The following is a 12175-nucleotide window of genomic DNA, read 5'->3' as shown; positions in this document are numbered from 1 at the left end:
CATGTTCAGAACCGATCTGTTGCTAGACAAGGTCGTCTTCGTCACCGGGGGCGGGAGCGGCCTGGGGCTCTCCATGACGCGCAGGTTCCTGGAGCTGGGAGCCAACGCCGTCATCGCGAGCAGGCGCTTCGAACTCCTCCAGGAGCAGGCCGCGGCGCTCGAGGCCGAAACGGGTCGCCAGGTGTTGCCGGTCGCCCTCGACGTGCGCGACCCGGAAGCCGTGACGGCGGCCCTGGACCAGGCGTACGCGCGCTTCGGCAAGGTCGACGCGCTCGTGAACAACGCGGCGGGCAACTTCATCTCGCCCACCGAGAGGCTGTCGCATCGGGCGTTCGACGCCGTACTCAACATCGTCTTGCACGGCACCGTCTACGCCACCCTGGAGTTGGGCAAGCGCTGGATCGCCGAGGGCACCAAGGGCGTCGTGCTCTCGATCGCCGCCACCTACGCCGAACACGGCTCCGGCTACGTGGCGCCTTCGGCGGTGGCCAAGGCCGGCGTCGTTTCCCTCACGCGCTCCCTCGCCGGCGAGTGGGGCAAGTACGGCATCAGGCTCAACGCCGTAGCCCCGGGCCCCTTCCCTACGCCGGGCGCCTGGAGCCGCCTGCTACCCACCAAGGAGATCGAGCGGCTCTTCGAGAGCCGCGTGCCGCTGGGCCGCGTGGGTGATCACCTGGAGCTGGCGAACCTGGCCAGTTACCTGCTGTCGGACGAGGCGGGGTTCATCAGCGGCGACCTCATCTACATCGACGGCGGTGAGAGCGCCTTCAACGCCGGCGAGTTCAACCTGCTGGACGCGGTGACCCCCGAGCAGTGGGACGCCCTGGAAGCCGCCAGGAAGCGCGGCTAGAGGTCCGGGCCCCCCGGGAGTTTCAGGTTGAAGATGCCGGTGGCGTCTTGGTACGTGACCTTCACCGTGTAGACGCCTCCGCCGTTCTCGAAGATCCGGTCGAGGGCTACCCGCTGGCCCTTGACGTACGTGCCCTCGAAGATCCTGGAGTCCTGGCCGGCAGGGGTGTTCGTCTGGAAGCTGCTCGGCCGCTGGTAATGCACCTCGACCTTGACGGTGCCGTTGCGCACGTCGCCCGTGAAGCGTACCGGCATGTCGGTCCGTTGCATGGTCCTGCGGGTGGTGGTCGACGTGAAGTCCTTCTTGTAGACCAATATGGGTGTCTGGCCTGGGATGCCCAAGTACCAGCCGCGCGTCTCGCCCACGGCGAAGAACACGATGGCGACTATTACCAAGAACCCGATGAAACCGCGCATGCCAGGAGTATAACGGGCATGCGCGGATGGGTAGGCGAGGAGGCCAGTGGGGCCCCTGGGTCAGGCCTCGGCCCCTGCCGTGGCCTTATGCAGGTTGCGCAACACCGTGTGGAGGATGCCGCCGTTGCGGTAGTACTCCAACTCGACGGGGGTGTCGAGGCGGCAGGCCACCTCGAACTGGACCCGGCTACCGTCCCCCTTCGTGGCCGTGACTGCCAGGCGCTGGCGGGGCGTCACGTTCTCGTCGACCTGGATGTCGAAGGTCTCGGTGCCGTCGAGCCCGAGGCTGGTGGGGTCGTCCTTGGCGAGGAACTGCAGCGGCAACACGCCCATGCCCACCAGGTTCGAACGGTGGATGCGCTCGTAGCTCTTGGCGATCACTGCCTTGACGCCGAGGAGGTACGTGCCCTTGGCCGCCCAGTCGCGGCTCGATCCCATGCCGTAGTCGTTCCCGGCCATCACGATGGTGGGCACCTCCTTGGCGGCGTAGTTGAGACCCGCCTCGTAGATGCTGGTGACCTCGCCGCTAGTGAAGTCGGTGGTGTAACCGCCTTCGGTACCGGGCGCGAGCTGGTTCTTCAGCCTGATGTTGGCGAAGGTGCCGCGCGTCATGACGCGGTCGTTGCCACGGCGCGAGCCGTAGGAGTTGAAGTCGGCCTTGGCCACGCCGCTGTCGATGAGGAACTGGCCCGCGGGGCTGTTGAGCGCGATGGAACCGGCCGGTGAGATGTGATCGGTGGTGACCGAGTCGCCGACCATGACGAGCGCGCGCGCCCCCTCGATCGGGGCTATCGCGGCCGGCTCTTCCGGCATGTCGATGAAGAAGGGCGGTTCCTGGATGTAGGTGGAGGCGTCGTCCCAGTCGAAGAGCTGGCCGCCCTTCACGGGGATGGCGTTCCACGCCTCGTTGGACCGCTCGATGCCGTCGTACATGCGCTTGAACGTCTCCGGGTTCATGGCGGCCTCGAGCAGCTCCGTCACGTCTTCGTAGGTTGGCCACAGGTCGCGGAGGTAGACGGGGTTGCCGTCCTGGTCCTCACCCAACGGCTCGTTGACGATGTCGTGGTCAACGCTGCCGACCAACGAGTAGGCGACCACCAGCGGTGGGCTGGCCAGGTAGTTGGCCTTCACGTCGGGGTTGATGCGGCCCTCGAAGTTGCGGTTCCCGCTGAGCACCGACACGGCGACGATGTCGCCCTCGTTGACGGCCTTGGAGACCGCGGGGGGCAGGGGCCCGGAGTTGCCGATACAAGTGGTGCAGCCGTAGCCCACGACGTAGAAGCCGACCTGCTCGAGGTACGGCAGGAGGCCGGTGTCGCGTAGGTACTCGGTCACGACCTTGGAACCGGGTGCCAGGCTCGTCTTCACCCATGGCTTGGCGCGCATGCCGCGCTCGGCGGCCTTCTTGGCCACCAGGCCGGCGGCCAGCATCACCGACGGGTTGCTCGTGTTGGTGCACGACGTTATGGCCGCGATGACGATGTCGCCGTGGGTGAGGTCCTTCTCCACGCCCCGGAACGAGAGGTGGCCGGTCCGCGCGAGGTCCTCGTCCGAAAGCGCGAACCCCCGCTTCTCGATGGGGCGGCGCAGGTTCTCCCTGAACTCCGGCTGCATGTCCGTGAGCGCGATGCGGTCCTGCGGGCGCTTCGGCCCTGCCACGCTGGGGACGACGGTGCCGAGGTCGAGCTCCAACACCTCGCTGAACTCCGGCTCCGTCAAGCCGGCCTCGTGGAACATCCCGTTCGCCCGGCAATAGCGCTCCAGGGCCTCGACCTCGTCGGGCAGCCGCCCGGTCTGGCGCATGTAGCGCAGCGTTTCGGCGTCGACCGGGAAGAAGCCCACCGTGGCGCCGTACTCGGGCGCCATGTTGCCGAGGGTGGCGCGGTCGGGAACGGTCATGGTGGCCATGCCCGGGCCGAAGAACTCGACGAACTTGCCGACGACGCCGTGCTTTCGCAGTTGCTCGGTGACCACGAGCACGAGGTCGGTGGCCGTGGCGCCCTCGGGCAACTTGCCCTTGAGCCTGAAGCCGACGACCTGTGGGATGACCATGTAGTAGGGCTGGCCGAGCATGACCGCCTCGGCCTCGATGCCACCGACGCCCCAGCCGAGGACGCCGAGGCCGTTGATCATGGTCGTGTGGCTGTCGGTGCCGACGAGCGAGTCGGGGAACACGACTTCCTTGTCGCCGTGGGGTTTGTGCTGCACGCCCCGAGCCAGGTACTCGAGGTTCACCTGGTGGACGATGCCGGATGCGGGCGGCACGACGTTGAAGTTGTCGAAGGCCGACTGGCCCCAGCGCAGGAACTCGTAGCGTTCGCGGTTGCGTTCGAACTCGATCTTGGAGTTCTTCAGCAGCGCGAGCGGGTTGTCGTACTCGTCGACCTGCACGGAGTGATCGATCACCAGGTCGACGGGCACCTGCGGGTTGATCTTCTCCGGGTCGCCGCCCAGGCGGTGCATGGCGCTGCGCAGGGCCGCTAGGTCGACGACGGCGGGCACGCCGGTGAAGTCCTGCAGGATCACCCGTGACGGCATGAACGGGATCTCGTCTTCGTACCGCTTCTTCGGATCGTAGCCGGCCAGTCGCTCGATGTCCGCGCGCGTCACGAGGAAGCCGTCCTCGTTCCTCAGCAGCGATTCGAGCAGGACCTTGATCGAGAAAGGCATCTTGTCCACGCTGCCCAGGCCCTGCTCCTGCAGGGCGGCGAGGCGGTAGTAGTAGGCTTCGCCGGAGCCCGTGTCGAGCGTCGACTTGGCGCCGAACGAGTTGGCCTGATTGCTGGTCATGGTCACTTGCTCCTTGTCTAAGATCCGGAACGGAACGTTCGAGACGCCGTCCAACGCCGGCGTCCAGCGCCTATACCCCTTCCAGTTTGCGACTAATCTAGGTGATATGACAGGCTCACAATCACATAGGAACCCGGCGGAGCCGGTGGCGGAAGAAACCAGAACGTCACCGGCGCAGGCGCGAACCCTCATAATCACGGACCAGCGCGCCGCCGATGCGCTGACGAACAGCGCGAGCCTACGGCACCTGATGCCGTTCCTCGGGCGCACCCGAAGCGTGTCGGAAGCCGCTCGCGAGACGGGCGAGAAGCCCAACACGACCCTCAAGCGGGCCCAGCGGTTCGTTGCCCTGGGACTCCTCGAGGTGGTGGGCACCCGGCCCCGTGCCGGTCGCGGCATCAAGCTCTACCGCTCCACCGCCGACGTGTTCTTCGTACCCTTCGAGGTCACTCACTCGGAGTCGTTGGAAGTGGCATTGGCCGAGCGCGACGCGTACTGGGAACGCCTGCTGAGGCGCAACGTCGTTAGGGGCAGGCGCGAGGCCCTGGGCGAGTGGGGCACGCGCTTCTACCGTGACGCGCGGGGGCGCTTGCAGGTGCAGACGGCCGTTACGCCCGACGCCAACGCCTCCACGCTCGACGCCGACGCTCCGGCCACGCTCTCCTTGTGGCGCGACCAGCTCATGCTCGACTTCGCAGACGCCAAGGAACTGCAGCGCGAGATGTTCGCGCTCGTCCAGCGTTACCAGCGCCGCACGGGAGCCCAACGCTACGTGATCCGCATGGGCCTGGCGCCGATCCTGGAGGACGTCGGGTGAGGGCGCCGTTGCCGGCTCGCCGGCGGCGGAGCTGGTCACGCTGCTCACGCGGTCGGCGGTTAGCATTGGGCATGGTCAACCCTACTCACCTCGCGCGTCCCGGCAACGTGGCGCGGGGCCGCAAGGCCTCACTGCGCCCGACCATCCTCGCCCCGGCACTCCTGGTCCTGCTACTGGCGGCCTGCGCGCCGGGCGCTTTCGGCCCTGCGGCCTCGGCCGACCCGGTGGCCGCCGAGTTGGAACGCACCGCCCAGGTGCTCTACCACCGCATGGAGTTGGGCTACCTGGAGACGGGCGTGTACACGACGAACGCGCTCATCGACGTGAAGCTGCCCGAGGGCGCGCGCTGGACGCTACAGGAGTTCGCTTCGGACGGCTCCAGCTACTTGCTGGTGCTCACGTCCTCGCGGCTGCCCGAGAGGGCGTGGCGCGTTTCTCCCCGCGGCGTGACGTCCTTCAACCCCGGCTGATCCAGCCCGGACCGATCGGGAACCCGGGCCGCCTCGCCTGAGGAGTGCTTTACCGCTCAGGCGTCGACGGGAACGTGCTTGTTCAGCCTTGCCTGGTAAGCGGACTTGGGCTGCGCCCCGATCATGACCTCGACGGCCTGGCCGTCCTTGAACAACATGACGGTCGGGATGCTCATCACGCGGAACTCCTGCGCCACGCGCATGTTGTCGTCGACGTTAAGCTTGCCGACCTTGACCTTGCCGGCGTAGTCGGACGCGAGTTCCTCGAGCACGGGGCTCACCATGCGGCACGGGCCGCACCAAGGCGCCCAGAAGTCGACGAGCACGAGGCCCGAACCGATCTCGGAAGCGAAGTTGGCGTCGGTCAACTCTGTGGTCTTGCTCATAAGTGGGTCTCCTCATCGTGGCGCCGAAGCGCCGCTCGTCCTGCTGCCCTCAGGATACGGGGCACGCCGAACCCGGCAATGTAGTTGGTTAGACACCCGCGTAGTTGGTTAGACACCCGTCGCCTCGACACCCTCAGGCAGTTCGTCCGCGCCCGTTGGGGCCCAAGCCACCAACGACCGCGCCGGTGCGCCCCTCACGACCCGCGGGGGGACCATGGACAGCGCCTTGTAGCCACCCTTGACGGCGGCCCTTACGCCCGCGCGCGCGTTGAGCCGCGCGCCCTGCGCAGCCAGTGCGGCCGCCACTTCGTTGGTCACGTCGAGGTCGGGGCTCGACCCACGGGAGTCCGTGCCGAACGCCAGCTCCACGCCGTGGCGGGCGTAGAGCAACCACGGGAACTCGCCACAGGCAAGGGCGGCGTTCGACCGGGGGCAATGAACCACCACCGACCCCGCCCGCGCCACTAGTCGGACGTCCTCCTCATCGACCTGCACCATGTGTATGAGCGTGGGGGCCCCGTCCAGCACGCCGAGGTCGTACAGGTAACGGACGGGTGACACGCCCTTGGCCGCGAAGGGGAAGCCGGCGGCGGCCAGCGAGCGGGCCAGCTCCCCGGTGCCCTTCACGTGCAACTCGCGCTCGGCCGGGCTCTCGGCCAAGTGGATGGCGATCGGCAGGCCCTCGGCGCGGGCGTAAGCCGCGAGCCTCACCAGCAGGGGGGCGCTCACGGTGTGCGGCGCATGCGGCGAGATCCCGACCCGCATCCCGCCCGGCCGTTCCAGCGCGCGGAAGCGTTCGACGTCCCTGATCGCGGCCTCGAACGCGGGCTCGGCGTCTTCTAGCCTGGGGGCGAACACCTCCCAGTAGGCCACGCCCGCCAGCGAGTCCTGCCGCAGCAGGAGCCGCATGGTGCCTTCGCTCGCCACGATGTCGCCTACCACGCTCGTGCCGTTCGCCACCAGCTCGGCCAGGCCCCGCTCGGCCGCTTCGGGCCCCCGACCCCCGGAGCGGCCGTGCGCGATCACGGCGCCGATGAAGCCGACGTACCCGCCGGGCGTGAACGGCATGTCGGAGAGGTCCAGGTGCGTGTGGGCGTTGACCACCGGCGGCGATACCGCGAACCCGCAGTCGATCTCCTGGGCGTCCGGGTAGGCGGTGCGGGCGTCGGCCGCGCCAGCGACGCGAACCACGCTCGAGACACCCGGCGCGCGCTGAACGACGATCGCGGCGTCGGCTCGGGGCAGGCCCAGGCCGTCGTACACGACGCTCGCCGTGGCCATCACGCGGCCCAGTTCGGCGTTGCCTTCCCCGGCGACGACCCTGTCGAGGGGGCGCGTCGACACTGGCTGGTCGCCTAACCCGCGGAGGCGTCCGTGGCCGCCTGAGCGGCCTGACCCGTCAGCTGCCCGGAGGGCACGCCGGCCGACCGGGGTAGCTGGAACTCGCGGGGGTCGACCCGGCGCAAGATGCCGTAGAGCGAGTCGCGCTGCGCCGGGAGGTAGCCGGCGTCCACGATCTGGCGCACTATCTCGCTCTCGGGCGTGTTGCTGTGCTTGGCGCCCGCCTGCGACACGACGTTCTCCTCGAGCATGGTCGACCCGAAGTCGTTGCAACCGAAGTACAAGGCGGTCTGCGCCACCTTGTAGCCCATCGTCGGCCACGACGCCTGGAAGTTGACGACGTTGTCGAGCAGGACGCGGCTCACGGCCACGTTCTGGAGGTACTCGTGGGCTCCGGCACCGGGTGCCTTGCCCGCTATGCGCACCCCTTGCGTCTGCAACGTCCAGGAGATGAACGCCGAGAAACCGTTGCCGTGGGTGGCCAGTGCCCGGTCCTGTTGGTCGCGCACGCGCAGCAGGCTCTCGACGCGCTGGGCGGGCGTCTCCCCGAAGCCGATGACCATGGTGGCCGTCGTGTAGAGGCCCAACTCCTGCGCCTCGCCCATGACCCTGATCCAGTCATCCGCCGAGATCCTGCCGGGAGAGACGTGACGAGCGAGCCGCACCTCGTCGACGAGGATCTCGCCGCCGCCGCCAGGCAGGCCGTCGAGACCGGCTGCTTGCAGTTCAATCAGCACCTCGCGCGTGGTCATCCCCGTGAGCCCAGCCATGCCCTTGACCTCCTCGGGGCTGAAGGCCTCCACCCTGATGTCCGGGTGGTGCGCCTTGAGGTGGCGCATGAGGTCGAGGTACCACTCGAAGGGGAGGTAACGGTTCACGCCGCCCTGCATGAGGATGCGGCTCCCGCCGACGTTCTCCAGTTCGACGATCTTCTGCGAGATCTGCTCGTAGCTGAGGGTGTAGGAATCGTCCTGGCGCCGCGTGCGGTAGAAGCCGCAGAAGGAGCAGCCGACGGAGCAGACGTTCGAGTAGTTGATGTTCCGATCGATCAGGTACGTGACGGTGGTCGGATCCGTGCGCAGGTTGCGCACCGAGTCGGCGGCCGCGGCCACGTCGAACAGCGGCACGTCGAAGAGCTGCAGGGCTTCGTCTGGTGTGAGGCGCGTGCCGGACGCCGCCTTGCCGGTCAGGCTCATGGCGGAAGCATAGCACCGGCCCCGAGGCGCGCCGGGTAGCCACGGGGCCGAGCGGCACCTGTGTACTCGGTGGCCGATCGCAGGTAAACTAGGGCATGTCCAGCAAGGTGCCGCAAGACGCGGCTAGTCCCTGGCGCCCGCTGTTCGAGAGCGTGCGCCAGGCAATCGGCCAGCGGCGCGACGAACTGGGTGTCGTCGGCAGCATCAACTGGTTGCGTGGCACCATGGAGGCCCGCGGCGCCAACCCCAACGTCGTGCGCAACATCATCTACCGCGACAAGGGGCGTATACCCGACAAGCGCGCGCTGTTCTCCATCCTCGATACGCTGTGGCGCGAAGCCGGCAACCCACCCCTCGACATGCCCGACCTGCAGGCCATCCTCTCGCCGACGGCCAGCGCCGAACAGGAGGTCTTGCAGCTCCTGGGGCGCGACAAGCGCAAGGCGTACCGCGCCCTGGTCGGCGGGCTGCGCGACGGAGAGATGCCCAAGGTGCTGGTCACCGGCCGCCCCGGCTCCGGCAAGACGCTCCTCACCGACTACGTGCGCCAGGGCGTCGAGTTGATCGATGGCCTGGACCTCGACATCGTCAGGCTCGAGTTCGGTAGCACGGACCTCGCAACGGCGCTAACGCGACTGGCGACTCTGCTTGGGGTGCCGAGCGAGGTCATGGAATCGCGGCTCGTCCGCATCGCCACCGCGAGCGCATACGCCGTACAGGCCGATGCCCAGGCCGAGGTGGCGCGCCTGATCCTCGACGCCCTGCGAAGCCGCGAGTCGAGGGTGTTGCTCATGCTGCACGTTTCACAGTCGTTCACCAACCAAGACGCCCTGGGCCTGGTGCCGCTGCGCCTCAACACCCCCGAGGTGCCCCGCGTAAGCGCGAGTGAATGGCTGTGGGTGACGCTGTTCGAACCCTTCGCCCGGCAGCCGCATGCGGCACTCTTCGTGACCATGACCGATCTGCCGGCACGGGCCATGCAGCGGCTTGGCAGCTTCACCGCTCCCTTCAGGTTGACCCCGCCGACGGCCTCCGAGGCGCGGCGCTTCGTCAAGGCCAGGGTGCCGCACCTGGGCGCCGCCCAACAGGAGGAGATCGTTAGGCGTGCCGGCAGGTCCTTCGAGGAACTGCGCACCCTCACCCTCCTCGCCCAGGCCAGGGCCCCTCAGGAGGCGGGCGAGCAGCCCGACGAGCAGTACATCGAGCAGCTCTCGCGCCTCGTGGTCGCCGGCGACGCCGAGCTGCGCCAGTTCCTGGCCGCCCTGGCGGTGCTGTCGCCGCCCGAGTTCATGGTGTTCGGGGCGGACGTCATGCAGCGAGTTAGGGACGTCGGCCGCGAGCTCGGGACCTTCGAGCTCTCCTTCTTGGACGCCGTCCCGGGGCAGCCCGGGCAGTACCGCCCGTTCTCCCGGCAACTCGCCCGGGCCCTGCAGGCGCGGCTGATGGCGGCCGAGCCGGAGGTCTACCGGCGCACGCAACACGCGGCCGCTTGCGCCTACGAGGCCGAGGCCAACGCCGACCCCACCGGCGAAGCGGCCGCTCGCTACTTCCACCACCTCTTCGAGTCGCGTGAATGGCTGGCGCTGACGTGCTGGCTGGCCACGCACTCGGTCTCACACGCGCAGGTGCGCCAGGTGTGGCACGCCGCCGTCGCCGAGCTCGGCAAGGGCCCGGCCTTCGACGCCGTGGCCAAGGAAGTCGCGGCGCATTACGTCAAGTTGGGCGCATACGAACATCCGGAGGCAGTCCGGGCGTTCGAGGCCGCCGCCGCTTCGAGCGACCAGGCCTTGCGAGCGTGGACCCTCATAAAGCGGGCGGAGGGCGAGGCCCTCGCCGGCCGCTTCGACCGCGCCGAGGTGCTCCTCGACACCGCACCGAGCCCCGACTCTCCCCTCCTGCGCGCCGAATACCTGCTGGCACGGGCGAGCATCGCGCGCTGGCGCGGAGACCTGACGGAGGCCGCTCGGCTCGTCACGGGCCCGGTACGTAAGGAACTCGGCCGCTTCAGTGGCCATGCCAACGAGTCGCGGCTCGTGTTCACCAAGGCCAAGGTATGGGAAGGACTGATCGCCAAGGACAGGGGTGACCTCGAGGAGGCGCTCCGACTCTTCGACGAAGCCGACGCAGACGACGACCTGGTCCGTGCGCGCATCGACTTCCAGCGCGGCGACATCGCCATGCGCTTGGGGCTGCTCGACGCGGCGCTAGGGGCGCTCGACAGCGCCGTTCAGTTGTCGCAACGCTCCGAAGCCCTGCCCCAGGAGCGAACGCGTTACCTCGCGCGCCGCGGCAGCCTGTTGCGGCTGCGCGGCGACCTGGCCGGTTCCGTGGACGACTTCACGGCGGCGCGAGAGCAGCTGGGGGCCGACGGGGTCGTTGGCGACGAGGCGGAGTTCTGGCGCGCGAAGATCGACGACGAGTCCTCCCTCACGGCGCTTGCCATGGGCGACTACGAGGAGGCAACGTACGCGATCACGCAGTCACTGGCGAGCTTCCGGAAACACGCACGGTCCGAGAACGCCGGCTCCGATTACCGCGTACTGCGCGGCACTCTTCGCCTTGCGGTGGCCTACGCCTGCCGCGGCCTCGCCCTGCCCTACCGCCGGCCCTTTCCGGCGTTGCGCGACAACCTGAACTCCCCCGACCTACGCCACGCCCGGCAACGCATCGACGAGGTCCTTGCGGCCGTAGACACCCTGGGGCCGCAAAGCGCCTCCCTGCGCCTCCAAGCGCTCCTGCTCGCGAGCCAGTTCGCCGTCGACGGAGCGTCGGCCCACGAGTACGCCCAAGCCGCACTGGACGAGGCGGGTTTCGACTATCAGCGAGCTCTGGCGCGCGGCGCGCGCGCCGCCGCGAACATGCGTCTGGCGCGGCCGGCGGAGGCCCTCGCAGACCTCGAGGGGGCGGAAAGGCTCTTGGGCGAGTTCGGCCCGGAGGAGCGCGGCGACACGGGCCTACGCGCCCAACTCAAGGCCCTGGCCATCGAGGTCCACTTCCTGCTCGACGGCGCCAGGGAAGCGGCCGAGACGTTGGCGGATGCCTTGGAGGACGAAGCACTGTTCCCGTACCACGAGGGGCTGCTACGCGCGTTCGGGGAGTCCGCCGACGAGCGGCAGGTGGGCGACGCCTGGAAGTCGCACCGGCGCCTCAGGTCGCTCCTCGGAGTCGACGGCACGGGGCCCTCGACCCCCGCCCGCCTGCCCGACGCCCTGGTCGCCTCCTGGCGCACGCGCATCCGCATGGCCGTGGCATAGGCGGGCGCGGCGTGGCGCCTGACAGCGCCCCGGGCGAGAGCTGATGGCAGCGGCGATCATCACCGCATGCGCTGACCCGAGCGTCCTCGCGGCCCTGGCACCCCATGAGCGCCTGGCCCTTTTCCGTCCGCCCGCCGAGCAGCTGGCGGCGCTGGTGGACATCGCCTCTGACGCGCGGGGCTGCGTCGTGAGCGCCACGGACGGCGGCACGCTGGTCGGCTACGTCGCGTTCCATCCGCCCACCGAGGTGGAGTCGTGGGGCGCCGACGCCACCGGGGAACTCATCGAGCTGGGCGCCATCGAGGTGGCCCCCGAGTACCGCAGCCAGAACCTCGCCAGGCGGCTGCTCCAGGCGAGCTTCGAAGGTGGGCGCTTCGATCACACCGTCGTGTTCGCCACGCTCTACGTCTGGCATTACGACCTGGTCCGCAGCGGCCTCACGGACCTGGCGTACCGGCGCATGCTCGAGCGGCTTTACCACTCCGCGGGCATGGACTCGTTCCCCACCAGCGACGAAGAGATCCGCAGTAGCGCGGCCAACGCTCTCATGGCGCGGATCGGGCCGCTGGCCCCACCACGCGTCGTCGAGGAGTTCCACCGCCTGAGGAGGGCGCAGCCGGTGACCGCCGCGGGGGCCTGGTAGCATCGGACCACA

10 protein-coding genes are annotated in these 12175 nt (G+C 68.8%); 5 read left to right on the top strand and 5 right to left on the bottom strand.

Annotated elements, in window-relative coordinates:
• Nucleotide 1 precedes the first annotated feature (1 nt).
• Nucleotides 2-850 (top strand): SDR family oxidoreductase, encoded by an 849-nt coding sequence (locus tag ROY82_03400; GenBank protein MDT3681514.1) that lies wholly within the window; start codon nucleotides 2-4, stop codon nucleotides 848-850.
• Here the strand turns inward: ROY82_03400 and ROY82_03395 are convergent.
• Both ROY82_03395 and acnA read right to left on the bottom strand, forming a co-directional pair.
• Nucleotides 847-1266 (bottom strand): hypothetical protein, encoded by a 420-nt coding sequence (locus ROY82_03395; GenBank protein ID MDT3681513.1) that lies wholly within the window; start codon nucleotides 1264-1266, stop codon nucleotides 847-849. The two genes, ROY82_03400 and ROY82_03395, sit on opposite strands and share 4 nt — an antisense overlap.
• A gap of 60 nt (nucleotides 1267-1326) precedes the next feature.
• On the bottom strand, nucleotides 1327-4056 hold the full coding sequence (gene acnA / locus ROY82_03390) for an aconitate hydratase AcnA (GenBank protein ID MDT3681512.1): 2730 nt from the start codon (nucleotides 4054-4056) through the stop codon (nucleotides 1327-1329).
• A 106-nt stretch (nucleotides 4057-4162) separates the two neighbouring features.
• On the opposite strand from acnA, the gene ROY82_03385 reads away from it, so the two are divergent.
• Together ROY82_03385 and ROY82_03380 are read left to right on the top strand one after the other, a co-directional pair.
• Nucleotides 4163-4873: a hypothetical protein gene (locus ROY82_03385; protein MDT3681511.1), complete on the top strand. Its 711-nt coding sequence runs from the start codon at nucleotides 4163-4165 to the stop codon at nucleotides 4871-4873.
• 71 nt (nucleotides 4874-4944) lie between these two features.
• Entirely contained in the window at nucleotides 4945-5343 is a 399-nt protein-coding gene (locus tag ROY82_03380) for a hypothetical protein (protein MDT3681510.1), read from the top strand.
• A gap of 56 nt (nucleotides 5344-5399) precedes the next feature.
• Here the strand turns inward: ROY82_03380 and trxA are convergent, their stop codons facing one another.
• From trxA to ROY82_03365, 3 genes are all read right to left on the bottom strand, one after another.
• Complete coding sequence (gene trxA / locus ROY82_03375; GenBank protein ID MDT3681509.1) at nucleotides 5400-5729, bottom strand: thioredoxin; 330 nt, start codon at nucleotides 5727-5729, stop codon at nucleotides 5400-5402.
• Nucleotides 5730-5837: 108 nt separating this feature from the next.
• Entirely contained in the window at nucleotides 5838-7073 is a 1236-nt protein-coding gene (locus ROY82_03370; protein ID MDT3681508.1) for an amidohydrolase family protein, read from the bottom strand.
• An 11-nt stretch (nucleotides 7074-7084) separates the two neighbouring features.
• Nucleotides 7085-8266 carry a CofH family radical SAM protein gene (locus tag ROY82_03365; protein ID MDT3681507.1) on the bottom strand — a complete coding sequence of 394 codons (1182 nt, stop codon included), beginning with the start codon at nucleotides 8264-8266 and terminating at the stop codon, nucleotides 7085-7087.
• 95 nt (nucleotides 8267-8361) lie between these two features.
• Here ROY82_03365 and ROY82_03360 point away from each other — a divergent pair, with 95 nt between their 5' ends.
• Both ROY82_03360 and ROY82_03355 read left to right on the top strand, forming a co-directional pair.
• Nucleotides 8362-11520: a hypothetical protein gene (locus ROY82_03360; protein ID MDT3681506.1), complete on the top strand. Its 3159-nt coding sequence runs from the start codon at nucleotides 8362-8364 to the stop codon at nucleotides 11518-11520.
• A gap of 43 nt (nucleotides 11521-11563) precedes the next feature.
• A complete protein-coding gene (locus ROY82_03355) occupies nucleotides 11564-12163 on the top strand; it encodes a GNAT family N-acetyltransferase (GenBank protein ID MDT3681505.1) in 600 nt (199 codons plus the stop codon).
• Nucleotides 12164-12175 lie beyond the last annotated feature (12 nt).

The sequence above is a fragment of the Truepera sp. genome, assembly GCA_032027045.1.
In the GTDB taxonomy this organism is placed as follows: Bacteria; Deinococcota; Deinococci; order Deinococcales; family Trueperaceae; genus JAAYYF01.
This window is presented reverse-complemented; position numbering and strand designations above follow the sequence as displayed.

Bases quoted from the DNA above. Each gene is read 5' to 3' on its own strand.
- ROY82_03400 (MDT3681514.1), top strand. From the start codon at position 2: ATGTTCAGAACCGATCTGTTGCTAGACAAGGTCGTCTTCGTCACCGGG.
- ROY82_03365 (MDT3681507.1), bottom strand. From the start codon at position 8,266: ATGAGCCTGACCGGCAAGGCGGCGTCCGGCACGCGCCTCACACCAGAC.
- ROY82_03385 (MDT3681511.1), top strand. From the start codon at position 4,163: ATGACAGGCTCACAATCACATAGGAACCCGGCGGAGCCGGTGGCGGAA.
- ROY82_03360 (MDT3681506.1), top strand. From the start codon at position 8,362: ATGTCCAGCAAGGTGCCGCAAGACGCGGCTAGTCCCTGGCGCCCGCTG.
- ROY82_03395 (MDT3681513.1), bottom strand. From the start codon at position 1,266: ATGCGCGGTTTCATCGGGTTCTTGGTAATAGTCGCCATCGTGTTCTTC.
- acnA (MDT3681512.1), bottom strand. From the start codon at position 4,056: ATGACCAGCAATCAGGCCAACTCGTTCGGCGCCAAGTCGACGCTCGAC.
- ROY82_03380 (MDT3681510.1), top strand. From the start codon at position 4,945: ATGGTCAACCCTACTCACCTCGCGCGTCCCGGCAACGTGGCGCGGGGC.
- ROY82_03355 (MDT3681505.1), top strand. From the start codon at position 11,564: ATGGCAGCGGCGATCATCACCGCATGCGCTGACCCGAGCGTCCTCGCG.
- trxA (MDT3681509.1), bottom strand. From the start codon at position 5,729: ATGAGCAAGACCACAGAGTTGACCGACGCCAACTTCGCTTCCGAGATC.